Source organism: Sorangium sp. So ce295 (assembly GCF_051527405.1).
Taxonomy (GTDB): Bacteria; Myxococcota_A; Polyangia; order Polyangiales; family Polyangiaceae; genus Sorangium; species Sorangium cellulosum_B.
In genome coordinates, this window is sequence record NZ_CP150324.1 from 374,990 (window position 1) to 401,754 (window position 26,765).

Annotated in this window: 21 protein-coding genes, 1 pseudogene and 1 CRISPR repeat array (1 of these 23 cut by a window edge); of the genes and pseudogenes, 6 read left to right on the forward strand and 16 right to left on the reverse strand. The window is 72.2% G+C overall.

Annotated features, from left to right (window positions below; genetic code table 11):
• Position 1: 1 nt before the first annotated feature.
• Both WMF11_RS01440 and WMF11_RS01445 read left to right on the forward strand, forming a co-directional pair.
• The gene (locus WMF11_RS01440; RefSeq protein WP_437976166.1) at positions 2-994 is read left to right on the forward strand and encodes an aminotransferase class IV; all 993 of its coding nucleotides are present in this window, start codon (positions 2-4) and stop codon (positions 992-994) included.
• A gap of 151 nt (positions 995-1,145) precedes the next feature.
• Positions 1,146-1,979: a hypothetical protein gene (locus WMF11_RS01445; RefSeq protein ID WP_437906633.1), complete on the forward strand. Its 834-nt coding sequence runs from the start codon at positions 1,146-1,148 to the stop codon at positions 1,977-1,979.
• A gap of 113 nt (positions 1,980-2,092) precedes the next feature.
• Here WMF11_RS01445 and WMF11_RS01450 read toward each other — a convergent pair whose 3' ends face one another.
• The 4 genes from WMF11_RS01450 to WMF11_RS01465 form a co-directional block, all read right to left on the reverse strand.
• A complete protein-coding gene (locus tag WMF11_RS01450) occupies positions 2,093-4,366 on the reverse strand; it encodes a hypothetical protein (protein ID WP_437976167.1) in 2,274 nt (757 codons plus the stop codon).
• Between the two features lie 54 nt (positions 4,367-4,420).
• Entirely contained in the window at positions 4,421-4,807 is a 387-nt protein-coding gene (locus tag WMF11_RS01455) for a RidA family protein (RefSeq protein ID WP_437279214.1), read from the reverse strand.
• A gap of 96 nt (positions 4,808-4,903) precedes the next feature.
• On the reverse strand, positions 4,904-5,518 hold the full coding sequence (gene recR, locus WMF11_RS01460; RefSeq protein ID WP_437331070.1) for a recombination mediator RecR: 615 nt from the start codon (positions 5,516-5,518) through the stop codon (positions 4,904-4,906).
• A 98-nt stretch (positions 5,519-5,616) separates the two neighbouring features.
• Positions 5,617-5,940 (reverse strand): YbaB/EbfC family nucleoid-associated protein, encoded by a 324-nt coding sequence (locus WMF11_RS01465; protein WP_437976168.1) that lies wholly within the window; start codon positions 5,938-5,940, stop codon positions 5,617-5,619.
• Positions 5,941-6,342: 402 nt separating this feature from the next.
• Here WMF11_RS01465 and dnaX point away from each other — a divergent pair, with 402 nt between their 5' ends.
• Positions 6,343-8,664 (forward strand): DNA polymerase III subunit gamma/tau, encoded by a 2,322-nt coding sequence (dnaX, locus tag WMF11_RS01470; RefSeq protein ID WP_437976169.1) that lies wholly within the window; start codon positions 6,343-6,345, stop codon positions 8,662-8,664.
• 70 nt (positions 8,665-8,734) lie between these two features.
• On the opposite strand, the gene WMF11_RS01475 is transcribed toward dnaX, so the two are convergent.
• From WMF11_RS01475 to WMF11_RS01530, 12 genes are all read right to left on the reverse strand, one after another.
• Positions 8,735-9,343: a Uma2 family endonuclease gene (locus WMF11_RS01475; RefSeq protein ID WP_437906641.1), complete on the reverse strand. Its 609-nt coding sequence runs from the start codon at positions 9,341-9,343 to the stop codon at positions 8,735-8,737.
• A complete protein-coding gene (locus WMF11_RS01480) occupies positions 9,337-9,954 on the reverse strand; it encodes an AAA family ATPase (RefSeq protein WP_437976170.1) in 618 nt (205 codons plus the stop codon). Before WMF11_RS01480 ends, WMF11_RS01475 begins: the two co-directional genes overlap by 7 nt.
• Positions 9,955-9,965: 11 nt before the next feature.
• Positions 9,966-10,958 carry a class I SAM-dependent methyltransferase gene (locus WMF11_RS01485; RefSeq protein ID WP_437976171.1) on the reverse strand — a complete coding sequence of 331 codons (993 nt, stop codon included), beginning with the start codon at positions 10,956-10,958 and terminating at the stop codon, positions 9,966-9,968.
• Positions 10,955-12,031, reverse strand: a complete 1,077-nt coding sequence (locus tag WMF11_RS01490; RefSeq protein WP_437976172.1) for a radical SAM protein — start codon at positions 12,029-12,031, stop codon at positions 10,955-10,957. The genes WMF11_RS01485 and WMF11_RS01490 overlap by 4 nt, the downstream gene beginning before the upstream one ends.
• Positions 12,028-12,774, reverse strand: a complete 747-nt coding sequence (locus WMF11_RS01495; RefSeq protein WP_437976173.1) for a radical SAM protein — start codon at positions 12,772-12,774, stop codon at positions 12,028-12,030. Before WMF11_RS01495 ends, WMF11_RS01490 begins: the two co-directional genes overlap by 4 nt.
• 64 nt (positions 12,775-12,838) lie before the next feature.
• Positions 12,839-14,512, reverse strand: coding sequence for a type I-G CRISPR-associated protein Csb2 (csb2, locus tag WMF11_RS01500; protein ID WP_437976174.1), 1,674 nt, complete (start codon positions 14,510-14,512; stop codon positions 12,839-12,841).
• Positions 14,512-15,483 (reverse strand): type I-G CRISPR-associated RAMP protein Csb1/Cas7g, encoded by a 972-nt coding sequence (gene cas7g, locus WMF11_RS01505; RefSeq protein ID WP_437976175.1) that lies wholly within the window; start codon positions 15,481-15,483, stop codon positions 14,512-14,514. Before cas7g ends, csb2 begins: the two co-directional genes overlap by 1 nt.
• A gap of 2 nt (positions 15,484-15,485) precedes the next feature.
• Positions 15,486-17,732 carry a type I-G CRISPR-associated protein Cas8g1/Csx17 gene (gene cas8g1 / locus WMF11_RS01510; protein WP_437976176.1) on the reverse strand — a complete coding sequence of 749 codons (2,247 nt, stop codon included), beginning with the start codon at positions 17,730-17,732 and terminating at the stop codon, positions 15,486-15,488.
• On the reverse strand, positions 17,729-20,362 hold the full coding sequence (gene cas3g / locus WMF11_RS01515) for a type I-G CRISPR-associated helicase/endonuclease Cas3g (protein WP_437976177.1): 2,634 nt from the start codon (positions 20,360-20,362) through the stop codon (positions 17,729-17,731). The genes cas8g1 and cas3g overlap by 4 nt, the downstream gene beginning before the upstream one ends.
• A 112-nt stretch (positions 20,363-20,474) precedes the next feature.
• Complete coding sequence (locus tag WMF11_RS01520; protein ID WP_437976178.1) at positions 20,475-20,984, reverse strand: hypothetical protein; 510 nt, start codon at positions 20,982-20,984, stop codon at positions 20,475-20,477.
• A 33-nt stretch (positions 20,985-21,017) separates the two neighbouring features.
• A complete protein-coding gene (locus tag WMF11_RS01525) occupies positions 21,018-21,293 on the reverse strand; it encodes a hypothetical protein (RefSeq protein ID WP_437976179.1) in 276 nt (91 codons plus the stop codon).
• Between the two features lie 400 nt (positions 21,294-21,693).
• Entirely contained in the window at positions 21,694-21,978 is a 285-nt protein-coding gene (locus WMF11_RS01530; RefSeq protein WP_437976180.1) for a hypothetical protein, read from the reverse strand.
• Here WMF11_RS01530 and WMF11_RS01535 point away from each other — a divergent pair.
• The 3 genes and pseudogenes from WMF11_RS01535 to cas2 form a co-directional block, all read left to right on the forward strand.
• A pseudogene (locus WMF11_RS01535) lies at positions 21,950-22,270 on the forward strand (CRISPR-associated protein Cas4); the annotation flags it as partial. The gene WMF11_RS01530 and the pseudogene WMF11_RS01535 overlap by 29 nt on opposite strands.
• 148 nt (positions 22,271-22,418) lie before the next feature.
• On the forward strand, positions 22,419-23,561 hold the full coding sequence (cas1, locus tag WMF11_RS01540; protein WP_437976181.1) for a CRISPR-associated endonuclease Cas1: 1,143 nt from the start codon (positions 22,419-22,421) through the stop codon (positions 23,559-23,561).
• A 75-nt stretch (positions 23,562-23,636) separates the two neighbouring features.
• Positions 23,637-23,927 (forward strand): CRISPR-associated endonuclease Cas2, encoded by a 291-nt coding sequence (gene cas2 / locus WMF11_RS01545; protein WP_437976182.1) that lies wholly within the window; start codon positions 23,637-23,639, stop codon positions 23,925-23,927.
• A gap of 905 nt (positions 23,928-24,832) precedes the next feature.
• Positions 24,833-26,765: a CRISPR direct-repeat array (repeat unit 36 nt); it runs 2,655 nt beyond the window's last position.

Here is a 26,765-nt window from a genome sequence, read left to right on the forward strand (position 1 = left end):
CGTGACGCGGCTAGTCAGCATCGATGGTGTCATCCACCGGCCGGAGGAGGCCAGGGTCTCGGTCTACGACCGCGGCTTCCTCTACGGCGACAGCGTCTTCGAGACCATCCGCACCTACGGCGGCGAGCCGTTCGCTCTGGAAGAGCACCTCGCCCGCCTCGAGCGCTCGGCCGAGCGGATCGCGCTCGCCCTGCCGATCCCGCGCGACGAGCTCGGCCGCGAGGTCGTCGCGCTGCTCCGGGCAGCGACGGCGGCCGGGAGCGCCGGGGGCACGGCGGGCTCGGCGGGCGCTCAGGGCTCGGCGTCCGCCGCGGACTCGGCCGCGCCGCTCGAGAGCACCCTCCGGGTGATGCTGACGCGCGGCAGCGGCCCGCTCGGGCTCGATCCCTCGCTCGCGGGCGCGCCCCTCCGCGTCATCCTCGTCGAGCCGCTGAAGCCGCTGCCGGGCGGGCTCTACCGCGAGGGGATCTCGGTCATCACGATCTGCACCCAGCGGGCCGGCGACGCGGCGCCCGGCGCCAAGGTCTCGAACTACCTCGAGAGCCTGCTCGCCCTGCGCCAGGCGCGGGCCGCGGGGGCGCACGAGGCGCTGATCCTCGACCCGTCAGGTCATGTCGTCGAGGGCACGACGTCCAACGTCTTCCTTGTCGAGCGGAGGCCCGCGGCGCTCGAGGGCGCGGAGGACCCGGGGCACCTGCTGATCACGCCGCCCAAGGAGGCAGGGATCCTCGTCGGCATCACCCGGGCTCACGTGATGCACGTCGCCGGCGAGCTCGGCATGCCGGTGTGCTGCGAGCCGGTCACGATGGCCCGCCTCCTCGCCGCCGAGGAGGTGTTCATCACCTCGAGCCTCCGGGAGATCGTCTCGGTCGTTCGCGTGGACGCCCACACGATCGGCGCGGGTGTCCCCGGCCCGAAGACCCGGGCGCTGCACGCGGCTTTCCGCAGGAGGGTGGGTGCTGGTGCGATGCCCCTCCCGTGGGAGACGCCCTGAGCCAGCTGCGGCCGTCTCGACAGCGTCGAAATCTTGCGATCCATGACGTGCCGCTCGGAGCGCGCGTCCAAGGAACTGGCCGGCATGTTCCCTGCGCGGGTCGGATGGGGCTCGCACTTCGCCCGCCGTACAATCTGCCCGAGAGGAATCCATGATGAATCGCTCGCTTCGAATCGCCTGCTTCCTGGTGTGCTCCGCGTCCGCTGCAGCGACGGCCGGATGTGCCCTGAGCATCGACGACAACTCCATCACCGCTGAGACCCTCGTACGTTACGAGGGCACCGAGGAGCGCGCTCGGGTCGACTACCTACCGACCCAGAGCGTCCGCATCGTGAGCGAGAACGGGGACGTCGAGGTCGTCACCGGGGACGTGAGCGAGGTCGAGGTCATCTTCTCCCCGTTCACGATGCGCAAGAAGGACGAGAACCAGGTCGCGGTGGAGGAGATCGAGAACGACCTCAAGCTCGCCGCGATCACCGACGGCGATGTCGTGATCTCGACGCGGCGCGTGTCGGGCGGGTGGGGAGGGCTGGGCGCCGACATCCAGGTCGTCCTGCCCGCCGCGTTCGACGGCGGGCTCCGTGTCGAGCAGGACAACGGCGGCGTCGAGATCAACCTGGATGGCGCCCCGTCCCGGGGCACCACCGTGGTGAGCGACAACGGCAGCATCGACGTGGTCGGCGCGCGCGGCGCGATCGACGTGACCACCGACAACGGTCATGTCTTCGTCGACCTCGACGCGTGGAGCGCCTCCGACGGCGCGATCAGCTCCGGCAACGGCGCGATCGAGCTCTCGGTGCCGGCCGGGGTGGACGGGACGATGACCGCGCAGACGCTCAACGGCGACGTCGTGGAGCAGGGGATCCCCTCGACGTGGGCCACCGCCGGCGAGGGCAGCGCGACGTCGTACACGATGGGGGACGGCGACGGCGGCCTGCTCGAGCTCTTCACCGAGAACGGCGACATCACCATCGCTGTGAAGTAGCTCCGCCAGGACAAAAGCCGAGAGGCGAGCGCCGGGTCGCCCCGGGCTCGCCTCCTGGCCTTTGGGTCACCGGCTTCGCGTCGCCGGCGCGCCGGCGAGGCCGGCGCTCCCGATCAGCCGCCGGTCGACGGCTGGGCCTCGGGGCCGGAGCCCTCGGCGGGCTCCTCGCTGCCCGCCGCGGCGTCCCTCGCGGGCGGGACGGCGCCGGCCGGGACCGGGATCCGCAGCTGCCCGCCGCCCTGCTGGGCGAGCACGCCGAGCGCCTTCTGGAAGAAGGCCGCCAGGAAGGGGATCTCCCGCGGCGGCGAGGTGATCAGCCCGGCGTCCTTGATGGCGCGCGCGACGGCGAGGGCGGTGGTGGCCGCCGCGTCGCCCTTGCGCGCCCGCAGCGACACGGCGCTGCTTCGAATCCGCGTCGCGAGCTGCCCGCGCACCTCGGGCGAGAAGAAGCGGTCGGTCGCGAGGTCGATCTCCTCCCGCAGGGCCGTGTTCACAAGCCCGGGATCGCGCATCCCGGCGGCCCCGAGCCGCTGGCCGACCTTCTGCAGGAGCTCGTCGAGCGCCGGCCGCGAGGGCAGCCAGTGCCGGAACTCGGGCTCCTCGTGCAGCGCGGCGGAGCCGGCGATCTGCGCCGTCACCAGCTCGTCCGTCAGGCTCTCTTCGAGGTCCGCCACCGGGTGCCTCGGCTCGGCGTCCGGCGCGGGCTCGATGAGATCGCGACATCCCTCGAACCCGAGCGGCACGACCTGCCCCGACACCGCGTTCTGCCGCTTCGCGGCCGCGATCCGGTGGCGCGCCCACTCCAGGGAGACCGGCACGGGCGCCGTGCCCAGGTTCTCGTACGCGCGCGCGCGGCCCTCCTTGATCTGCGAGCCGCTGAGCCACCCCGCGCCGGCGTGCAGCACGCCGACCGAGTCGCGCACGATCACCTCGGCGATCCGGTAGCGGCCGCTGGTGTCGCGGCTCGTGATCGCGATGGCCTCGGTCCCGCTCGAGTCGGGCGGGATGAGCGTGGCCTCGACCACCTCGGCGCGCTCCTCCGCGAGCCGCACCACGCGCGGGCGCGTCGGGATCGTCACCCCGCGCGACTTGATCACGTTGAGCGCGCGCCGCGCCGCCTTCCGCGCCGCGCCGGAGGCGTCCTCCGACTCGGCGGCCGCCGCGATCGCCTCCGCGTTGGAGGCGCCGAGCCAGGCGTCGACGAGCGCCGGCGCGGCGTCGCCCGCCGACTTCAGCGCCTCGAGCGCCCGATCCCAGCCCGCCGCGAGCACCTCGGCGTCGAAGTCGACCTTCGTCGCCCCGGCGCTCGGGCTGCCTTCCGGGCGGGCGCCGCTCTCGGCCTTGCTCTTCGCGGTGGCCGCGGCCTGCTGGGCCTTCGCGGTGCGCGCGCCGAGCGCCTCGCGCGCCGTGGGCGCCGGCTTGTCCGTGGTCGCGACCGGCTTCGCCTTGGCGGCCGGGAGCGCGAAGAGGAGGTGCGCCGGCTTGGCCGGGCCCTGCGGCTGCCGGGCGCTCTTGCCCGTCACGACCGTCGCGGTCGCGCCCTGGCCGACCACGGTCACCATCCGGTCGCTCTGCTGCTGCTTCGCCGCGGCGGGCGCTCGTCCTTCGGCGCCCCCGGGGCCCTGCGGCCGACCGCCTTCTGCTGCCGGCCGCGCCGAGAAGCCGCGGTCGGGCCTGGGCCCGCGCTCGGGGCGCGGCCCGCGGTCGGGGCGCGGCCCGCGGTCAGGCCTGGGCCCGCGGTCGGGCCTGGGCCCGCGGTCGGACCAGGGTCGGTCGGGGCGCGGCCCGCGGTCGGGCCTCGCGCCCTGCTCTGCGCCTGCTACCTGCGCCGCTCCAGCGCCCTGCTCGGGCCTGGGTCCACGGTCGGGCCTGGGCCCGCGGTCGGGCCTCGGTCCACGGTCGGGCCTGGGTCCACGGTCGGGGCGCGGGCCGCGATCGGGCCTGGGCCCGCGGTCGGGCCTCGGCCCGCCGGAGGCCACGGCGGGCCGCTCGGGCCTGGGCGCGCGGTAGTCGCGCACCACCCGCGGCGCGGCGGCCGGCGGCGGCGCGGCGTCCTCGGTCGTCGGCGGCGGCGGCGCGTCTGCGAGCGCCGGCCGCTTGCGGGGCGCGATGAGATCCAGCAGCGAGCCCTGCGGTTCCTTTGCGGCGGCCTTCGACGAGGGGCGCGGCGCCTCGCCTGCGGGCTGCGCCGACGCGCCCTCGGAGGGCTCGTCGGTCCGCTTCACGCCGCTCGCGCCGCTCGCCGCAACGGACGTGCTCGCCGACCGGACGACCCGCCGCGCGCGCGGCTTGTCTCCGCTCTCTGCATCGGGGGCGCCTTCGCGCGCAGATTCGGGAACTGCGCTGGCGGTCCGCTCCGTGCTCTCGCTCTCGTTCTTTGTGCTCATGTCGAGGCTCCCGGGGACATAGTGGAGATGGGGACCGCGGCCGCGGCTCCCCGATTATCGCGAAAGATGGGCAACAGCTTCGATCTCGACGGCGGCGCCCTTGGGCAGCGCGGCCACCTGCACCGTCGCCCGTGCGGGCAGCACGCCGCCGACGGCTGCTCCGTACACCTGGTTGACGATGGCGAAATCCGCGAGGTCCGTCAGGTAGATCGTGGTCTTCACCACGTCGCTCCAGCTCGCGCCGGCCGCGGACAGCACCTCGGTCAGGTTCTTGATCACCCGGGCCGTCTGCTCCTCGATCCCCCCGGCGACGAGCTCGCCCGTCGCGGGATCGATCGGGATCTGGCCGCTGCAGAACACGAGATCTCCGGCCTTGACGGCCTGCGAGTAGGGGCCGATGGCGCGCGGGGCCCGATCGGATGTGATGGCGATTTTGGACATGTCGACCTCTGAAATTCGTGGGCGCTTCGGCGTGAAGGACGCCCGCCCGCCCCGCCCCTCGCTTTCGTTGGCTGGGGCCGATTCTCGCGTTTCCTGCTAGCCGAAGCTCTTCCGGCCTTCGATGGCTCGCCCCAGCGTCACCTGGTCGGCGAACTCCAGATCTCCCCCGTGCGGCACGCCGCTGGCGATCCGCGTGACCTGGATCCCCATCGCGCCGAGCTCCCGCGCGAGCAGGAGCGCGGTCGCCTCTCCGTCGACGGAAGGCGGGGTGGCGACCAGCACCTCCCTCACCGGCTGCTCGGGATCGCGCACGCGCGCCCGGAGCGCCTCGAGCGGCAGCTCCTCGGCGCCGACCCCCTCGAGCGGGGAGAGGAGCCGGCCGAGCACGAAGTACCGCCCGCGCATCGCCCCGCTCCGCTCGATCGCCAGGAGGTCCTGGACGCGCGCGACAACGCACAGGAGCGCGCCGTCGCGCCGCGTATCCAGGCAGATGGCGCAGAGCGCCCGGCCGTCGTCGTCGAGCTCGGCGATGTGGCCGCACCGGATGCACGGCCTGATGTGATCGCAGAGCTCGACGAGCTCGCCCCCCAGGTCGCGCGCGGTGTCCTCGCCGGCGGTCACGAGGAAGAGGGCGAAGCGCTGCGCCGTCTTCTCGCCGACGCCCGGAAGGCGGGCGAGCAGCTGGGCGACCCGCGATAACCGGCCGGGCAGGCCGCCGGGCGCGCTCCGGAAGCCGGCCGCGGGCGCGCCCCGGTCGCCGTTCGGGACCTTCGAGGAGCCGGGGAGCGACGACGGGGAGCGCAACGCTGTCAAGTGTGCATGCCGGGGAGCTTGACGCCGCCGGTCACCTTGGTGATCTCGGTCTCGACGAGCTTGTCGGCCGCCTCGAGCGCCGAGTTCGATGCGGCCACGATGGCGTCGAGCGCCATCTCCAGGCCCTCGCTCGCGAGGAAGGCGGGGTCGACCTCGATCCGGCGCACCTTGCCCTCGCAGGAGACCACGACGGTGACCTTCTCGCCGGCGGCGGTCGCGCTCACCTCGCGGTCCTTCAGCTCGCCCTTCACCTGGTCGATCTTGCGCTGCACGCGCGCCGCCTGGCGAACCAGCTCGTTCATTCCGCCGCGAAATTGCATATTCAGATCGGCGTCTATGCCGTGAACCGCGCCGCGCCGCAACCGTGAAGGGGAGGGGGACGGGGGAGGGACGGGGACGAGGAGGGGCGCTGGACGCGCGGCCCGCCGACGCAGCGCGCGGCCGTTCGACGCAGCGCGCGGCACCACGGGCGTCGCCCTCCGGGGCCGCCCGCCGCGAGCGGGCTCCTCCGTCTCTTCAGGGGGCTGGTTGGCGCGCTCTCCAGGGGCTCCTTGGCGCGCGCGGCGGCGCGGTTCCGGCCAGTTCCGGCCCGTTCCGGCCCTGGCGCGGGCGGGGTGCATTTTGTGCGGCAATTCTGGCAAACTCTCCGGAATGCAGGGCGACTTCCGTACCGGCCACAGCCGCGGCGACGCGCCCGCGAGAAGGTGCTAGTCGAGCAGCGTATGAGCTACGTCGTCCTCGCGCGGAAATGGCGCCCGCAGTCCTTCGAGGATCTCGTCGGACAGGAGCACGTCTCCACGACGCTCGCCAACGCCATCGCGCGGGATCGCGTCGCCCACGCGTTCCTCTTCACGGGCGTCCGCGGGGTCGGCAAGACGACGAGCGCCCGCATCCTCGCGAAGGCGCTGAACTGCGTCCACGGGCCGACGGCGACGCCCTGCCAGACGTGCGCGCCGTGCGCGGAGATCACGGTCGGCGCGGACGTCGACGTCCAGGAGATCGACGGCGCGAGCTACAACGGCGTCGACGAGGTGCGCAAGCTCCAGGAGAGCCTGCCGTACCGGCCGGCGCGCGACCGGTTCAAGATCTTCATCGTGGACGAGGTCCACATGCTCTCGAACGCGGCGTGGAACGCGTTCTTGAAGACGCTCGAGGAGCCGCCGCCGCACGTGAAGTTCATCTTCGCGACGACGGAGGTGCACAAGGTCCCGGTCACGATCCTGAGCCGGTGCCAGCGCTACGACTTCAAGCTCATCGGGGCGCAGGCGATCGCGGCGCGGCTCCGCTGGGTGCTCGATCAGGAGAAGATCCCCGCCGACGACCCGGCGCTCAGCGCGCTCGCGCGGGAGGCGGCGGGGAGCATGCGCGACGCGATGAGCCTGCTCGACCAGGTGATCGCGTGGGTGGGGACGAGCGGCGATCGCATCACGGCCGAGGGCGTTGCGAAGGTGCTCGGCGTCGCCGACCGCGTCGTGCTGCACCGGCTCGCGGGCGCGCTCGTGGACGGCGACCCTGCGGCGTGCGTGCGCATCGTCGGCGAGCTCGCGCAGGAGGGGTACGATCTGCCCCACGTGGCCCGCGATTTCCTCGCGCACCTGCGCGATCTCGTGGTGGCCAAGGTCTGCGAGGACCCGGCGCCGCTCCTGGATCTCGCGGACGAGGAGGTCGCCGACACGCGCGCGCTCGCGGCGCGGGCGGACGCGGACGATCTCACGCGGCTTCACCAGGGCTTCTCGCGCGCGTTCGACGACATCGCCCGGAGCGGCCAGCCGCGCGCCTCGTTCGAGATGGCGCTCGTCCGGCTCGCCCGGAGGCCGCCGCTCCTGCCGATCGACGAGCTGCTGCGCCGCCTCGGCGATCTCGAGCGGCGCCTGAACGGCGGAGGCGGCGGCGGGGGTGGCGGCGGCGGCGCGCCGGAGCGCGGGCCGCAGCGGCCCGGCGCGCCGTCCGGCGGAGCGGCTGCGCCCCGGCGCGGGGCGTCCTCGGCCGAGGCTGCGCCCGAGGGCGCGGCGGCGTTGAATGGCGTGGCGGCGGCGAGCGGCGTGGCGCGAGCGAACGGCGCGGCCGCCACCGGCGCACCGGCGAACGGCGTCGCCTTCGCGAGCGGCGCGGCGGGCGCGGGCGGGGCTGGGAGACCGACTGGCGCGGCGGCGAACGGCGTGGCGGCGGCGAGCGGCGTGGCGCGAGCGAACGGCGCGGCGGCCGTCTATGGCGCGCCGGGCGGGAGCGGGGTGGCGAGAGCGCACGGCGGCGTGGCGGCGAACGGCGGCGTCGCGGCGAGCGGCACGTCGGCCGCCAACGTCGTCCCCTTCGTGAACGGCGCGCCGGGCGTGCACGGCGCCGCGACCAGCTTCGCGAGCGGCGGGGCCGCGCCGGCCTTCGCGAAGGCGCCGCCGTACGCGAGCGGCGCGGTCGCGCCCGCGTACCGCGCCGACAGCGCTCCGCCGCCGTCGCCGCGCGGCGCGCTGTACTCCGTTCCGCAGAGCGCGCCGCAGTTCGTGGCACCCGGCTCTGCGCCGAGGTCGAGCGCGCCGCCGTCGGCGCAGGGCCCGGCGCCAGCGTCGAGCGCGCCGCCCTCGGCGCAGAGCCCGGCGCCAGCGTCGAGCGCGCCGCCGCCGCCAGCGATGAGCGCGGAGGACCTCGCCACCTGGCGCGCTGTGATCGCCGCGGTCAGGGTGCAGCGGCCAGCGCTCGCCTCCGTCCTCGAGCACGCGGCGGTGCTGGAGCTCACGCCGACCCGCGTCGCGCTCGGCTACGAGGCGAACTCGTTCCTGTCCGGCCAGGCCACCGAGCCGGCGTCCCGCGACCTGCTCGCCCGCGTCCTCGGCGCCCACTTCGGCGCCCCCGCCGAGCTGGTCTTCGAGACGATCACCCGAGGCAGCGCCGGCCCGTCGCTCGCCCAGGTCGAGACCGCCGAGCGCAAGGCCCGCATCGAGGCCGCCAAGCGTGCCGTGGCTGACCACCCGCTCGTCACGGCCGCGATCGAGCTGCTCGGCGCCGAGCTCAAGGACGTGCGGCTCGCTCAGGACTTCGCGGAGGGGTAAGGGCCCCGCGCCCGCCGCGCCATGCGCCCTGGCGCGCCGAGCATGGCGGTGGGCTGACGGCGGGGCGGCCTCAGCCTCCGTTTCGCAGCCAGCTGCGGAACGCCTTGACCGCCTCGTGTTGATCCGGCCAGCGCACGAAGCGCGCGAGCGCGACGAGATCCAGATCCGGAATGAGCTCGCTGGCCGCGATGGGCTCGTACTGCTCGCCGCGCAGCGCGTGGAGGTGGAACGCATCGCGCTCCCAGAACCAGACTTCGCGGACGCCGAGCCCGCTGTACACAGGCAGCTTGTCGAGCCCGCCGCTCGTCAACACCACCTCGATCGCGATATCGGGGAATTCCTTCAGCGTGCCGCCGACGCAATAGCACTCGTCGGGCTCGAGGCCGCGTGACTTGGCCTCGCGCCGGAACGTGGTCGAGCCGTAGCCGTAGAGAGGCACGTCCCGCTCCAGCGCGAAGAGCTCGATGAGGCGGGCGATGCTCTTCTTCGCCACTTCGTGATCGATGGACGGCCTCATCAGCTCCAGCGTTCCCTCGCAGAAGGTCATCCGCAGGCCAGGGGTGTCGAGCTCGTCCCGCAGCCTCACGTAGGTCTGCCAGGGGACGCCGTGGATCACGAACCGCTGCTCCCCCGCAGGAGCGGTCGAGGACGGAAGCGGCATGTGCGCAGCGGCTACCATGGGCTCGTGCCCAGGATAGCACGCTCGATGAGCCGCGCGCGGCTCGCCAGGAGCTCCGCCCGCTCCTCCACCGTGCCGGGGCCGACGTCGATCACCTCGAAGCCCGCAGCGCGGTAGAGCGCGCCGAGCCGCTGGTTGATCCGCTCCGCGTCGGCGGCGCGCGCCTCTCTGCTCTTGCCCCAGCGCGGCTCCTGGAGCTCTGGCATCACGGCGAACAGGAACACCAGCGCATAGCGCTCGAAGGCGGGCTCGCCTTCCCGCCAAGGGTACTCCGCCTCTCCGCTCGTGCGCAGGTAGTACTCGACCGGATCGAGGTACCCGCGCTCCAGCCAGTCTCCCTCGCGCGCGTCCACCTCGATGGCCTTCTGGGTCTCCAGCACGAGCGCGGCGAACTCCCGCTTTCGGCACATCGGACAGAGGTGCTCTGGCGTGTCGATCGGGCGAAACGGCGCGTCCGGCGCGTGGCCGTGGGTGCGCGCGCCGAGCTCGTCGAGCACGCGCCGGTGCGCCTCGCCATGGATGCGGTAGCCCCGCGTGGACGCGAGGTGACGGAGCGTCGTGGTCTTGCCGCACGAATAGGCCCCTGTCGCCACGAAGAGAGGTTTGCCCATCACCAGCCCACCTATCGCCGCGCCCACCACACCGAGCCTGCGCCGCGCTCGATCGCCCGTCCGGCGCGGGACATGAAGTGAGCGACGGCCTCCAGGACGCCCGCGTGATCCTCGTTGTGGTCGTGGCCGGCCAGGACGCCGCCCGGCTTGAGCCTGGGCCACCAGGCCTCGAGATCGGCGAGCACGGCCGCGCGGTCGTGCGAGCCGTCGAGGAACACGAGATCCAGGCTGTCCTCGGCGAAGCGCGCCGCCGCGTCGGTGGACGCCATCCGGAGCACGTCTGGCTGGATCCCGAGCGCCGCCATGTTCGCCCTGAACGCGCCGGGCACGTCCTCCGCGGCGAGCATGGCGCGATACCTGTCAGCGTACTTGTCGCTCGAGCCTGCCCAGGTGTCGACGCAATGGAGCGCGACCCCGTTCCTCGCGGCGAGCCGCCCGACGTACGCCGTGGAGAGCCCTTTCCACGAGCCCACCTCGACCATCGCGCCGCCCCGGAGGGGGCGCACAAGCGCCCGGTAGGCGAGGCCGTCCTCCTCGGAGAACCAGCCCTGGATGGGCGCGACCCGGGTCACCGGGAACAGCGCGAGCAGCGCCGCTCGCTTCTGCGCCGGATCGCGGTACTCGTACTGCCTGTCGCACAGCTTGACGAAGCAGCGGGCGTCGTGCGCGATGAACAGAGGCCGCTCGATCACGGTGAATTTCTTGAGCGACGTGGACCGCTCGGGCTCCCGTTCCCCTCTCCGGATCTCGTCCGCGGTGGTCGCGAAGATCACGTCTTCGTGCCGGATCGGCCGCCCCTGATCCGGGCCGTCGGTCCAGGCCCTCTCTCCGGGGTATCCTGCGCGGTCGGTGCCGTGCTCGAGGAGGCGAGACAGCTTGTCCGCCTCGCTCGCGCGGAACAGGAGAGGGGGAGGCGCGCCGCGCTCTTCGAGCTCGTCCAGGACCTCCTCGAGGAAGAGCAGATTCCGGCCGATGTAGGGAAGGGGGAGGATGAGCGGTGTCATGACGTGGGAAGCGAGGCGCGCATCGAAGGAGGAGGGCCGAGGACGCCGTCCCAGGGTTGCCAGGTCGAGGCGAGCCTCGCATTGGGGTGGAAGATGAGCTCGTGGACGATGCCCGGGCCCGAGCGCTTCGTCTCCTCGAGCTGGGCGAGGTCGGCCTCCTCGAAGACGACATCCATGTCCTCGAAGCGGAACACCTCGACATAGTAGTAATAGCCCACGATCTGCCGCTCGAACGAGAACCGCGCGTCGGCGCTCAGCGCGTCGAGGAGCGGTTCGAGCCGGACGCGCGCGCGATCGCTGTATTTGACGACGTGGTTCTCGACCACAGCGGCCGGGTCGGTCTTCATCAGCTGCCGGAAGATCACGTTGTCCACGCCGAGCGACCGGGCGAAGCGCAGGTAATCCACGATGGGCTCGACCGCGTCGATCTGCCCGTCGAGGAGCACGCAGGAGAGGCGCACCCGGGTGCCGCCCGCCGTCGCCGCCGCCACGACGCTGCGCAGCTCGTCGGCGCGGAGGCCGTCCTTCATCATCATCAGCCGTGCGTTCCTGTCGTGATCGGGGTGGGCGCGGCTGATGTTGAGGTGCTGGATACCGGTGTCGACGATCCAGTCGATCACCCGCTTTCCTTCGCGCTGCTGGAGCAGCCCCGAGCCGTTCGTGGTGAGCGTCCGCTTGCGGCCCCGGTGGGCCTGCCCGAGCGCGAGGATGCGGGGCAATCGCGGATCGTGGCTCGGCTCGCCGCCGGTCACCGAGACCGTCGGATCGAGCGGCCGGAGCGCTTCCAGGGACGCCGCCATGGCATCGAAATAGCGCCCGTCGTCGTCCTCGACGGTCTTCTGCACCGACAGGCTGCGCCCGCGCGATGCGGGCCTGAGCTCCTCGACGCAGAAGTGGCATTTCGCGTTGCAGGGCTGACGGCTGTAGATGGAGAAGTTCGCGTTGCGATAGACCTCGATCGGCTGGCCCCAGAGGTCGAAGCGCACGGTGTCGCCGGCGGTGCTGTTGCCCTTGAGATCGAAGGCGCGGCTCTTCAGGCGGCGCCATTCCTCGCGGAAGGGACGGGCGCTCACGGCAGCCTCCTCATCGCGTCGGAGCGCGCCACGAGGTCGGGGCCAAAGGCGCTGCCGTCCGGGTTGAGCATCGTGAAGTGGGTCCCGACGAGGAAAGGCTCGTCCCAGTCGTCACGCTTCTGCGCGAAGCCATAGCGCTGGAGGTGAAACACATTGGCGAACTCGATGAGCCCCGCGTCGCGCACCGCCTCGACGACCCATGCATCGCCGTCGGGCTCGGTCTTGCGCAGCCGGACGTTCAGGACGAGCTGGCGATCGCCGCCAAGCGCGGAGAGCCGCTCGCGCAGGGCGCGCGCGAGGGCGAGCAGGCCGCCGTCGTGCTCGAGGAGGTGGTGGTTCACCGAGAGCTTGATCGTGGCGGGCTCGCCGAGCTTCTGGAGCCAGGCCTCGAGGCCGGCCGGATCGCGCGGGATCTCGACGCCGTTGGTCACCACGACGACGCGCGCGCAGCGGGGCTCGGCGCGGGCGAGGCGGACCATCTCGTCGAAGTGCGGGTGGATCGTGGGCTCGCCGCCCTCGAGCTGCACCTCGAAGGGGCCCTCGGCCGGGAAGCTCGCGAGGTAGCGATCGAGGGCGAGGAAGGTCTGCCCCCGGGGCGACGAGCAGGTGCAGCACCACGGGCAGGAGCGGTTGCAGTGGTTCGAGGTGGCCACGTAGAGCCGGTGCGGCCGCTCCGCCGTGGGGCGGTCGAGCGGCAGGGTGCCCGTGAGCGTGGCGTTCTGGGGGCGCGTCGCGGTCGGCATGGAGCCTCCTGCGAGGAGGATACGGCGGCGGGGGGAGGGGATGAAGGAGATCCGGGGCGGCGGATCACGGCGATGGGGCCATCGCACCGAGGCCGAAGTGGGAGGCGTAGCCGAGGGCGATTGGGCCGCGGACGGGCTCGGCGAAGGTGAGGCGCAGGCCGAGGCTCGTGGCGATGGGAGGGCGTTGCTCGGGCTTGAGCTGGCGCACGTTGCGAAAGTGACGCCAGCGCGCCGCCAGGCGCTCCTCCGGCTGGGGAGCGCCCTCCCCGCGCGCCTCGACGCGGACCTCACCGGGATGACGGTGGCTCCATAGCTCCCAGAAATCGCTTGCGGCGCAGTAGCCGCTTCCGTCGAGCTCCACCTCGATGCGCTCGGCACGCGGCAGATTCCGGGATGCGAGTTCGGCCTGGACCTGGCCCTCGAGCGAGCTCGCTCCCTGCCTCTTCAGGTGCCGCGGAGGTACGAAGGGCAGCACGCTCTTCCAGACCCTCGCCGCCCTGGCATAAGGCACCGCCTGCTCGAAGTCTTCCCGCGTGCCGGTGCCCACCAGCGTGACGAACGTGAGCACCTCTTTCACATGAAATTGCCGCAGCTTGGAGAGCGCTTCCTGCGCGCGCCTGTCGAATGCCATCGCCGCATGGACGAGGACGTGGTCGATATGGCCTTCGCGTTCCAGCGACGCTGGTAAGAGCCATGCGTGTCTGTGATCCTTGAGCGGCTCTCCACGCGCGTCTTTCCCGCTCAGGCAGGGAGATGGTCCGCTGCCGTCGCGGTGATCCGAGTGGCCGACGAGCTTCGCATGCAGCACCTCCATCCAGAGCAGGCCGTCCACGAGACGAGGCAGGACTTCTCCTCGTGCGGTGTTGGACGACAACGCGAGGAGCGCCGTGTCTTTCTGCGATGCGCTCCGGGGAGCTGCCCGCATTGCGCTTGCTGGCACCTTCGCAAGCGCGTCTCGGCTGCGCCAGTACGATAACCATCGGCTGCCGGGCGGCTGACTCCACCCTTCCCGCTGAAGATCGCTGGTGTCCTTGAGGAGCGCCGCCAAGAGGTCCGCCGGATAAAGCGCGTCGAGCTTCGCGGCCTCCTTCGAAGCCGCGCTCTTCTTCGGCGCCTTCGCGCCTCGCCGCGCCGGCTCCTCCTGCTCCGTGCCGCGCGCTGCGCCCACGCGCTCTCTTCGGAACGCCGCGTACTCCGGGGCGCCGAGCGGCGCGAGCAGCGCGATGCGCTCGTAGCCCGGCCCGGGGGCACACTCCGACGCGCGGCACGGAGACAGGTCCTCCGGCAGGACCTCCGTCGCCTCGGCAGCCACCCAGGACTCGGCGCGTCCCAGGTAACTCAAGCGCTCTGCGAGCGCCTCGAAGAGTGCTCGCTCCGCCGCCGTGGGCTCCACGTCCCAGGTGACGCCGAGCACCGCGCCGTCGCCGCGCCCGACGAACGCGAACGCATCGAGCACCTTGGCCGTGGCGTTCTTGTGGACGGGCATGTAATGGCGCGTATGGCCAGTCGACGCCGGCGGAAGATGGTAGACGGGCGGCGATGTCGCCAGCCGTTCTATCAGCGTCCGTCCTTCCGGCGGCACCTCCGTCCAGCCGAGCCGGGCGAACCCGGTCGCGAGGAGCGCACGGCAGAGGCGCCATGGGCTAGGTGGCCACTCGATGTCTCCTTCGTTCACGTGACGGCCCCAGGGGGTCGCGTGGTACGAACCGGCCAGGAACCGGATAGCTAGCCGCAGCATCAGGCAGAGAAGGTGACGGTCGTCGGAGCGCCGGCGTCCGCGAACAGGTCCTTGCACGCCGCGATGGCCGAGGGCAGCTCCGCCCGCAGCGCGGCCGCGGGCGGCACGACGAACGACTCGGGGCGAACCACGCGCAACGACCCCTGGGGCGCGAGGTCGCACGCTGTCCGCAGGCGCAGGTCACCTTCCAACAGCGCAGCGATCTTGTAGAGCGCGAGCAACGTGAGCAGCCGCTCCGCCGCCGCGCCGAGGCCGTAGCCGCGGATCTGGTGCAGATCGAGGCTGAAGAACGCCATGATTCGTTTCGCTGTGTACTCGTCTCGGTGGAACGGCACGTTGCCGAAACCTTTGCCCGTATCGCCGCTCGGGTTCACCGCATCGTTCTTTACGCCACCGGAGGCGGCCACGCGCACGTCCTCGGCCTCGATGAACGACGATAGCGCGCGCTCGATGCGCAATCGCCCGCCCACGAGGTCGGGCTTCGCGAGGAAGAGGCCGTGAAGCAGCGTGTTCGCGTCGTAGCGAAATACGATGGCCGCGAGCTTTGTGCGATCGATCGGTCCCTCCGCGAGGGGTGCGGTCTCGTCCTTCAGCCGGTTGAAGAACGACTTGTCCTTGCTCTCCAGGATGTAAGGCGAGTTGAGCCGGTGCGCTTCCGTGATCGAGCTCGTGAGATAGCTCTTGTCCGGGCGGACCACGCGCACATACGAGAGCGCCTTGAGCTCGGGGACCAGGTCCTGCGCGGTCCGGTCCCAGCACACCGCTTCGAGCCGGTTGGCCATGCTCTGCGCGCTCTCGACGAGCAGCCGCTGCCCGCCGTTCACGGGATCCTCGAAGACGCTCGCGCCCAGATCCGGGAAGCCGGTCGGCTGGAAGCGGACCCCTTGCACGGGTCGCAGCTCCTGCTCGAGCAGCAGGCGAGAGGGGTACGGGGCGCGATCGGGGAGCAGGGCGCTGAGATCGATGGGCATGATCACTCCGACGTTGCAGGTGCCGCGGGCAGCGGCGTGGACGGCGCGTCCTCGACCGCGGGACCGGCCGGCTTACAGACCAGCCTGAGGAGCTTCACGAGATCCTCGGGCGCGACGGGTATGGCGAGTGTCGCGGCGAGGCGCCGCGCGAGATCGGCGGAGCCTGCGACGAGGCGCAGCTTCGGGCGCGCGCCGGCCGCGGTCAGCGTGCGCACCGCCGCGACTCCTGCGTCGTGCAGGCGCCCCGCGACGAGCAGGCGCAGCGGCGCTGGATCGAGGCGCGGCTCCAGCGGCGACAGGTCGCCGGCGCCATCGCGGCCGGCAGCAGGCCGGGGGCTCACCGCGTCGGGCGTGTACGCGAGCCGGAAGAGCCCGTGCAGCGCCGACGGGCGCTCGGCGCGCGGCGCGCGCGACGGCCGCGGCGCACGTCGCCAGTCGACCGCCATCAAGGCGCGCGACAGCCCGGCGACGCGCGCCTCGTCCACCGCGCCGTCCAGAAACAGCGCGACATCGTCCAGGTGCGCGTACGCGCGGCCACGCAGGGGAAAGGCGCGCGCCCCGTGGAGCGGGGCCTCGATCATGCGGCGCAGCGCCACGGCGGCGAGATCGTCGGCGAGATCGCGGCCGGTCCAGACGACGCGCGGGTCGCGCACGAGGCCGTCGGCACCGAAGGCGAGGCGGCGGAAGCCGGAGCGCGGATCCAGCGGGAGGCAGTGCGCGCGGATCGGGCCGAGCTCGTTCGCCGCGGCGCGCTCCGCCGGGCCTGTCTGCGACGCGATGGCGGCGGCGAGGCGCAGCTCCGCAGAGCCGTCGTCGGCCGCGCTCCACCACGCGTGGGACAGCGGCGGAAGCGGCCCGAGCCAGGGCGCTGACGCCGCGACCTTCGGCCGCGAGACGAGCGCGCTCTCCGCCTCGGCCAGCCCGAGGAGCAGCCGTTGCCAGCGCTCCGGCGACCCGTCGCGGCACACCGCCAGCATCGCCGCCTCGACGCCGCGGAGCGCGCGGACGAGCGCCGCGGGGGCGCTGTCGCCCTGGCCCAGGCTGCGCAGGCCCTCGACCCAGGGATCGATCTCGTCGAGCAACCGCGACCGCGACGAGGTGCTGCCGCGATCGCCCGCCCCGACCGCCCACCGGCCGAGCGGCACCGCGAGGTTCGCCTGCCCGTTCCGCTCGATGTACCCGAACCGGACGAACTCGCTCACGCCGCGGGCGACGCCGAGCCCGGTGACCGCGCGCGCCGCGTCGATGGCATGCCCCGCCTGCCGCTTGTTTGCGCTGGCGACGAGCCGCCCCTCGGCGAAGAGGGCGCGCACCTCGGCGAGCGTCGCCGCGCCGCCCCAGAGCGGCATCCACTGCTCGCCGCGCTGGTTGCCCTCGTCTGCAGCGCACGCGCTGGCGTAGCCGCCGGCCCGCGCCCGCACCGCGAACGGCGCGGCCGCCTGCACCAGGCCGGCGCTCTCGAGCCGCCGCACCGCAGCGACGGGCAGGAGCAGCGCACCTTCGAGCAGCAGGACGAAATCCCACGGGTTCACGAGCGACTCGCCCATGTAACCCGAGGCCTGGTTCGGACCGCCCGCATTCCCTGGCAGGAACTGGCCGACCGCGCGCCGCTCCAGCCCCGGCGCCGGCTCGCCGAAGAGCGCGGCCGCGAGCAGCGGGCGCGCCGCCGGCCGCGCGGCGCCGGTCGCCGGATCGAAGAGCTCGATCAGGCGCTGCATGCGGTTGTTGGTGAAGTCGAGCCGGCCGTCGTTGCCGCCCGTGCCGAGCAGCGCGGGGTACTTCGCCGCGTCGCCGGCCAGGACCACCGCGGCGTCGAGCCACGCGAGCATGGCCTCGGGCCACGCGCGCCGGCAGGCGCGGATCATCTCGAGCTTCTCCTCGCCCTTCGGGCTCTCGGCGCGCGCCGCCACGATCGCGCGCCCCGCGGCGACCGCCTCGCGGTAGGCGGCGAAGCGATCCGCCGGCGACGACGAGAGGGGCTCGATGCCGTCCTTCGTGTCCTTCGGATAGAACCCGCTCCCGCCGTTCCACGGCGCGATGATTGGCGACGGCGCGTAGGCCTCCAGGAAGAAGCGCGTCATGCCATCGCGATCGAGCGACGTGACGAGCTCGAACCGCCCGCTGTTCCAGCGGGCCCGCGCCCCGCGGTCGGCCTGGCTCGCGACGGCGCGGAGGACGCCGAGCGCCTTGAGGTAGCCGGCGATCGGCTCGGGGGTGCATCCGGCGAGGTGGTGGAGATGGAGGCTCATGAGGTCGCGTCGATCGAGGCGCGCGCGTCGGCGGCGCGGAGCAGCGCCTCCAGGTAGGCGAGCGCGAAGGGGCCCCACGCCTCGAGCAGCCCGGAGACGCGCTCGCCCCAGGAGGCGCCGAACCGCGCTCCGACGCCGAGCGCGGCGGGTTCGAGGGACAGCGTGAGCGACGGAACCGGGGCGTCGCCGTCGGCAGCGGCGAGCTCGAACGGGGCGAGCGCGTCGTCCTCGCACACGCCGTGGATGCCGCCGTGGCCCTCGGCCTGGTCGAGCGGCGTGCTCGTCCACGCGGTGCGCACCTTGCCGTGGTGCGCGCAGACGAGGAAGGCGACGAGGTTGAGCTCCTCTTCCGAGAGCGCGGCGAGCTCGTGCGCGAGCGGATGGCTCCGGTCGATGGAGGCCTCCGGCGGCGCCGCGGGCGGCGGCTCGCCCAGCGCTGCGAGGAGCTCCGCGCTGCCCCCGAGCAGCGCGGCATGCTGCGGATCCGCGCGGCGGAGCAGCGCGAGCAGGGCGAGGACGCTCGCGAGCTCGTGCCGGAAGCCAGGCCGCGTCGGGTAGCCCTTCCCGGTCCACGCCCCGCGCGGTGCCTTGGCGAGATCTCGGCGGAGGCCGAGTTCACCGGCCTCCGCGCGCGCGTCTTGCCGGATGGCGTCCTGGAACACCGCATGCGCCTTGCCGGCGTCGTGCCAGCGCGCCGCGAGATCCAGGAGATCCGCGAGCCGCGCCGGCAACCGGAGCGCCGTCGCGATGCCGCGCAGCTCCTCGGCCGTCTCGCGGCCGTGCGTGGCGATGCTCTTCCACGCCGCCTGCGAGAGGCTGTCGTCCTCCGCGGCCTCGGCGCTCTGATCGAGCCGAAGCGCCGCGCTCTCGGCCGGCTCCGCCGGTGGAACCACGGGCACGACGTCGGCGCTCGCCTTGGGGTTCCAGCCGAGATCCTCCGTGTACCCGCCTGCGGACGACGGGAGCAGGAGCGTGCTCCCCGGCGGGATGCGATCGACCTCGTCGACCCTGCGGTAGGTGCCGAGCACGTAATCGAGCGCGAAGACGGGGCGCCCGCGGCGGTCGGCGCGCACGAAGTCGCGCAGATCGCGGACCGGGACGGGGCAGAGCTCGGCGCGGTGCACCCGGCCTACCTGCTCGCGGGGGACGCTCTTGCTTGCCGGGTCGACAGGTCTCCAGAAGACGCGGACGTCGCGGTCTTCCCCGCTCCGGATGTACCGGCCGACGTCCAGATCGCTGCCGGTCAGGTCGGGCGTCGTGTCGAACAGCTCGTCGACGTCGCGGCGGCGCAGGACGTGGGCCGGCGCGTAGCGGTAGAGCCGGCCGAGCAGATCCGGGCCGCACGCCTGCTCGAAGGCGTCGATGGCGCGGGGCGAGGCGTCGCCGGCGCTCCGGGCGAGCGCCGCGGCGGCCTCGGCTGCGGCGTCGAGCTCGGCCTCCGCATAGGGCGCCGCGGTCTTCGTCTTGCCGAGCACCACGATGGCGCCGGACTCCCCTTCATAGCGGGCGCAGCGCCCGAACCGCTGCACGAGGCTCGACCAGGGGGCGAGGTCCGTGATCAGCAGGCGCGCCGAGATGTCGACGCCCGCCTCCACGACCTGCGTGGCGACGAGGATGCGCCCCTCCGCGGGGAGCGCGTCCGGGCGGCTCGCGGCGCGGCTCAGGAACTCACGGCTCCACTGCGCCCTTTCGGCGCCGCGGAAGCGGCTGTGCACGAGCTTGAGCTCTGGCGCGCCAGGCCGCCGGACACGAGTCTTTCCTTTGCGCTCGTGACATCGATCGTCGAGCGCCTGGAAGATGTCGACGGCGCGCTGGACCTGGTTGACCACGATGAGCGAGAGCGTGCCTGGCCAGTGCTTTTCCAGCGCGAGCTTGGCGACGTCGGCCTCGGCGGAGGCATCGCGGAGGTCGATCGACTTGCTCACCTCCCACAGCCCTCCTTGGCGCTCCGCCTCGGGGATGCGCACGGCCTGTTCGTCGAGGGCGGGGACCTGTCCTCTGAAGTCGACGGTCTCGATCCACCGGGGCTGGAGCGTGGCGCTCATCCACCATGCCTGGGTGGGCCGGAGCCGCTGTCGCTCGGTCGCGTCGTGGTCGCGGAAGGCGGCGAGCTGCGCGCTCGTGGCGAGTCCGACGTCCATGAGCTGGATCTCGTCGAGGACCCAGAGCGCGTCCTGGCTCACGAGCCCGAACGGCATGGGCCACCGCGCGCGGCCCGCGCCGTAGCCGCGGTTCATGGCGCGCGAGAGCAGCATATCCTGCGTTCCGAGCAGGATGGCCGGCTGCTCCGGAGCGAGCTCCCAGCGCTGGGCTTCGACGCCGCCCATGAGGACATGCACGGCGACGGACAGCCCCGACCGTTCGAGCCAGGCCTTGATGGCAGTCTCGGTCTGTTCGACGAGCGTGCGCATCGGGAAGCAGAAGACGAGGCGCGTGGGCCAGCCGAGGTCCTCGCGAAGCACGCGATGATAGAGCCAGGGAAGCACGACACCCGCCGTCTTGCCGAAGCCGGTCGGGATGCGGAGGAGCCGGTGTCCGCACTGCGTCGCCTCGCCGAGCGCGCGCTGCCAGCCGTGGGGCGGGAAGCGGGTGACGGTCTCGAACCAGGCAGCGTAGGGCGGCGGAGGCATCACGTGGGGACGTTCCAGGTGCCGGGTGCGCGGGGAGGCGCCTCCCGCAGGCCAGAGCAGCTTCGCAGAAGAGGGAGGGCAGGGGAAGCGTGAGATCGACGCCGGCTATGGATCATCCGCGTTGTCGCGAGCGTTCGATGGTTGCTTGCAGGATCTGCAGCGCCAGCATGTCCTTGGGACGTCCAGCTTTCTTCTTGACCTCGACCGGCTTCTCCAGGGTGAGAACACGGATGGAGAGCCGCGGTGTCTCCAGCGTGAGCGTCTGGTCGAGGAGGCACTCATAGGTTGTCTCGTCGTCGTGCATGCTCAGCGTTCCCAGCCGATCCAGCGGACCGAATCTCGTGCTCAAAGGCTTGACGCCGAAAGAGGCCAGGTGCGACTCGGTGGGGACGATGTGTCGGCCGGCGAAATCGCGGAAGCGGGCCTCGAGCGCGGACAGCGCGTCCAGCAAGCGGCGGATGTTCCGGGCGTCGCGCGAGTACAAGATGTCGAGGTCCTTCGTGTTCCAGTCTGCGCCTTGCAGGCTTGCGGCCACGCCGCCGATGACGATGAACTCGACCTCGTGCGTCTCGAGGATCTCGAGGATGCGACCGAACGGGACACCCGCGTACGACTCGAGCATCTCAAGCCTCTCCCTTGGCGTCATGTCGAGGACCTAGTCGATCAGGGTCAGATCGACGCCCTCCTCGTTGCACGTGGGCACGGCCAGCGCCGCGGCCTCTTCGGCGGCCAGCCGTTCCTCCAGCTCCGCGTAGATCGCGTCCGAAGCGGCGAGCGCTTCGTCCAGATCGGCGATGTCTCCCTGGATGAGGCAGGCAGCGCTTTGCTCGATGCGCTGCCCGGTCCATCGCCCGGTGGACACGACGACTCCATCCCGCAGGACGTCCACGCGATGGCCATCGACGACAGCGGTATACCCGGTGCCCGGCATGACGGCGCCAGCATACCGCGGCAGGGCGGCCGGGTCATCCCTGTCGAGCGGCCGGCCTGCCGAGCGGCGGGATCTGCGGCTGGTACCGCGCGGGTTCTACAAGGCGCCCTCCGCATCGGGCCAAGAAGGGGCACGCGTATCCACTTGCGGTTTCCCGCTCGGAATTATCACTATTTTATGTTTTTCTCGGTTCTTGACCCTTCCGGCGGCGCCGGCGTCTCATGACCTCACAAGGAGGCGCCATGGCGGTGGAGCGAGCCCACGAGTGTGTTGCCGAGGAGCCGGTCGACCCGCTGGCGCGGGCGAAGCCGCTCCCGCGCAGGTTGCCTGTCGCGGGGGCGCCGCCGGAGCTGGTGCCGGCGCGGATGATCAACGAGGTGCTGTATTGCGAGCGCCTGCTCTACCTGGAGTGGGCGCAGGGCGAGTTCGAGGACAACGTCTTCACGGTGGAGGGCCGGAGCGTGCACCGGCGTGCGGACGTCGCGGGCGGCGAGCTGCCGCCGCGGCCGGCGGGGGCGGCGGGCGGCTCCACCGAGGTGCCGGCCACCGCGCCGCCTGCCGCGCCGCCCGCGCCGGCGCAGCGGCGGCGCGCCTCGGGGAAGCGGGCGGACGCGGACGAGGAGGCCGAGGAGCCCGCGCCGTACGAGGCGCGCAGCGTGTGGCTGTCGTCGGAGCGGCTCGGCATCACGGCGAAGATCGACGTGGTGGAGGGCGACGCGTCGGGGCGCCTGGTCCCGATCGAGTACAAGCGCGGCCGCGCGCCGGACGTGCCCGGCGGGGCCTACTTGCCGGAGCGCGCGCAGCTCTGTGCGCACGTGCTGCTCCTGCGCGAGCACGGGTACTTGTCCGACGAGGCGGCCATCTACTTCGCGGCGTCGCGCCGGCGGGTCTCGATCGCGATCGACGAGGTGCTCATCGCCACGACCCACGCGGCTGCTGCCCGCGCCCGGGAGGTGACGGCGGCCGCGGCCATTCCACCGCCGCTCGTCGACAGCCCGAAGTGCAACGGCTGCTCGCTCGTGGGGATCTGCTTGCCCGACGAGACCAACCTCTTGCGGCGCCTCGACGGGGAGGATCTCGACGCGGCGGTGGAGGCAAAGACGGAGAGCCCGCCTGTCGAGGCCGATGGGTCGGAGGAGCTGGAGGGCCTGCTGGAGGTGGACCCATGGGGGCTCGCCGGCGCGGCGGGCGCGGAGGCGAGGTCCGAGGACGCGGACGAGCAGCCCGGGGCGGAGCTCAGGCGCCTCCACCCTGCGCGGGACGACAAGCTCCCCGTCTACGTGCAGGAGCAGGGGGGCGCGCATCGGGCTCGCGGGGGAGCGGCTCGTGATCACCAGCCGGGCCGGCGGGATGACGGAGGCGCGGCTCTCGAACACGTCGCAGGTCGCGCTGCTCGGCAACGTGCAGATCTCGACGCAGGCGATGCGGGCGCTGCTGGAGCGGGGGATACCGCTCTGCTTCATGACGTACGGCGGCTACTACCTGGGTCGCGCGACAGGTCTCGAGTCGCGGAACGTGGAGCTCCGGGTCGCGCAGCACCGGGCGGCGGCGGACGAGGCGTTCTGCCTGTCGTTCGCGCGCGGCGTGGTGGTGTCGAAGATCAAGAACGCGAGGACGATGCTCCGTCGCAACCACGCGGCGCCCGAGGCGGCGGTGCTGTCGGAGCTCGACCAGCTCGCGCGCAAGGCCGCGGAGGCGCCGTCGTTGCCGTCGCTGCTCGGGATCGACGGGACGGCGGCCCGCGTGTATTTCGGGGCGTTCGCCGGCATGTTGAAGGGCGCGGGCGAGGCGAGGGGCGAGTTCGACCTGGAGGGGAGGAACCGGCGGCCGCCGCGGGATCCGGTGAACGCCCTGCTGTCGCTGGCCTACGCGCTGCTCGCGAAGGAGCTCGCGACGACGCTGGGCACGGTCGGGCTGGATCCGCTGCTCGGCTTCTATCACCAGCCGCGCTTCGGGCGGCCGGCGCTGGCGCTCGACCTGATGGAGGAGTTCCGGCCGATCGTGGCGGACTCGGTGGTCGTGGCGGCGATCAACAACGGGGTTGTCGCGCCGGACGATTTTCAGCGGTTCGGCGGCGCGGTGGCGCTGCGGCCCGCGGGGCGCAAGAAGTTCCTCCAGGCCTACGAGCGGCGGATGGACCAGCTCGTGACGCACCCGGTGTTCGGATACCGGATCAGCTACCGCAGGGTGCTGGAGGTGCAGGCGCGGCTGCTCGCGCGGGTGCTGCTCGGCGAGGTGGAGGCGTACCCGTCGTTCCGGACGAGGTGAAGGCGTCGTCCAGGACGAGGTGAATGAAGGCACGGCGCGGGAGAGCGCGGGAGAGAGCGAGCGAAGGAGGCCGGCGTGAGGCAGAGCTACATCGTGAGTTACGACGTCTGCGATCCGAAGCGGCTGCGCAAGATCTTCAAGGCGATGCGGGGGTACGGCGACTGGCTGCAGCTCTCGGTGTGGCAGTGCGAGCTGAGCCGGAGGGAGCTCGTGGAGCTGCGGCGCGATCTCGGGCAGATCGTCGATCCGAGGGTGGACCAGGTGCTGATCATCGACATCGGTCCGGCGAACGGGCGCGGGCTGAGCGCCATCGCGTCCCTCGGGAGGGCGTACGTCCCCTCGGAGCGGGTGGCCGTGGTGGTGTGAGGCGCTGAGCCGGCCGGGTGAGGACCGGCTGAGCTTGTCGCCTGCAGCGGCGGCAGCACGGATGGAGGGCGGCGGCGCGCTGGCTCATCGGTCGGCGCGGGTTGCCATCGCGCGGGGCCGATCGAGGCGGGGGAGGCGCCGGCGGCGAGCCGCCGTCTGTTGGTCGCCGGGTCTGTGGGCCATGCGGCGAACGCGTCTGCGGAGGGCTCATCCATACGTCGGCGAGGCGATCCGGGTCGAGGTGATCGAGCCGCGCGGCCCTCGACCTGCGATCGTCTGTCAACCAGGAACATGACGATGCTCCTCTCCCAGGCGTCGCCGGCCAGGGCGGCTTGCTGGCGGAGGGGCGTCGCGGAGCGCGACGCGCGCCGAGCAGGTGCGGGAGCACGGGGGGGCGCGGCAGCTCGGCGATGACGAGGCGCCAGCCGGCGGCCCGGCCGGTCGAGGCCGGAGCTCCTTGTGAGAGGCGAGCGCCCCGCCGGGGCGAGGTCGGCGAGGCCAAGGATGTGTCGGGCGAGATGAAGGGGGTGTCGGTAGACGCGCGGAGACATGGCGCGACGCTGGGGACGGCCAGGGTGAGCCAGGGGCGACGGTGTCGGAGGCGGGACGGCGAGCGGCGGAGGTGAAGGACGGGACGGAAGAGCGGCCGGGCACGACGCAAGGGCTGGGCGAGGGAAGGAGGGGGTGTGGTAGAAGAGGTCGGGTGCACCGGCTGCGAGCGGTGGAGTGACGCGAAAACCCCGGGGGGCGCTCGCAAGGCCGCCAGGTGTTTGAAAAGACAACGGATTTTGAGATGGCCGGGGCCTCGCGGACGGGGCTCCGGCAGCCGGAGCGGGGGGCGGAACGGGAACCTCTCGCAAACCGGATTGCAAGTACGCGAAATGTCAGGTAGGCCTGGGAGGCCCCTCTCCGCCGCTGAAAGGCGGCGGCCCCATTGAAGGCGCTCGATCGCCACGACGCTGGTCAGCCCCTCAACCGAGCTCTCCGCCGCTGAAAGGCGGCGGCCCCATTGAAGGCGGTCGCGCCGAAGGGGTGGAGCACGTTCAAGCGCGCCGCTCTCCGCCGCTGAAAGGCGGCGGCCCCATTGAAGGGGCTTGAGGCGTGGGCGGCCAAGCATGGCGGGGTCCGGCTCTCCGCCGCTGAAAGGCGGCGGCCCCATTGAAGGCCGCAGATCTGCGTGCTGCTCTACGTCACCTACACGTACTCTCCGCCGCTGAAAGGCGGCGGCCCCATTGAAGGCTAGACGAGCCCTACGGCGTCGGGAGAGCTGAGACAACTCTCCGCCGCTGAAAGGCGGCGGCCCCATTGAAGGAAGCGCGGCGTGAAGTTCGCCACGTATGCAGCGTGGCCTCTCCGCCGCTGAAAGGCGGCGGCCCCATTGAAGGTCGACGCACTCCAGCACGACGTATAGGTCGCCGCGCACCTCTCCGCCGCTGAAAGGCGGCGGCCCCATTGAAGGACGGCCATCGCGATCACGACCTCGGCCATCGGTGACGCTCTCCGCCGCTGAAAGGCGGCGGCCCCATTGAAGGGCAACTTCCGCCCTCTGTGCCAACGTCGGGTGAGACCTCTCCGCCGCTGAAAGGCGGCGGCCCCATTGAAGGGACCGCCGCGGCGCTGTCGCCGCCATCCGCATCGACTCTCCGCCGCTGAAAGGCGGCGGCCCCATTGAAGGCCGGGGTCGTCGCACGTCGGCGAGGTTGAGGCGCTGCTCTCCGCCGCTGAAAGGCGGCGGCCCCATTGAAGGGCAGCCATCTGCGTCTCGGGGTTGGTGACCGCTTCCTGGTCCTCTCCGCCGCTGAAAGGCGGCGGCCCCATTGAAGGGCGGAATCGTGGGCGCTCGCCTGGCTCCACGAACGCGCGACTCTCCGCCGCTGAAAGGCGGCGGCCCCATTGAAGGATTGCCCTCTGAACTTGCCCGCCTTGAACGTGCTCGTTCACCTCTCCGCCGCTGAAAGGCGGCGGCCCCATTGAAGGGCATCGAGCCAGTGAGCGACGAGATCACGTTCCGGCCTCTCCGCCGCTGAAAGGCGGCGGCCCCATTGAAGGCGAAAAGTACGGGGGTTGTCCGTATAAGCAACACTGTAATCTCTCCGCCGCTGAAAGGCGGCGGCCCCATTGAAGGGACATCGACGGGACGCACGGTGCGGAAGTCCAGCGGCACCTCTCCGCCGCTGAAAGGCGGCGGCCCCATTGAAGGAGGCAGATCACCGCGCCTCCATCTTCTGTGGGCTGCCTCTCCGCCGCTGAAAGGCGGCGGCCCCATTGAAGGCCATCGTCTAAGCGCGTGTAGATCTCCTCGCCGATGTCTCTCCGCCGCTGAAAGGCGGCGGCCCCATTGAAGGCATCCGGGCTGGGACCGCCTCGGTCGCGGCGCTCGCTCTCCGCCGCTGAAAGGCGGCGGCCCCATTGAAGGGACACCGAGTCGCTACTCGACGTCTGGACTCGGCTCGAGCTCTCCGCCGCTGAAAGGCGGCGGCCCCATTGAAGGTCCTCTTGAGCCTTGTTGCGCTTCTCGACCGCTTGGAGGTGCTCTCCGCCGCTGAAAGGCGGCGGCCCCATTGAAGGGTGTCAAAGCGCGGGCGCGGGTCGTACGCGAACAACTCTCCGCCGCTGAAAGGCGGCGGCCCCATTGAAGGGCAAGCGCTGTCTGCGATCGGTCGGTCGATTTTTCGTCTCTCCGCCGCTGAAAGGCGGCGGCCCCATTGAAGGCAGCAGGCGGCGGTCGGTCTCGCTGAGCCTCGCCGCCTCTCCGCCGCTGAAAGGCGGCGGCCCCATTGAAGGTCGCTTGGTGCACGGTAGCCTCACCGGTTCTCCGGCTCTCCGCCGCTGAAAGGC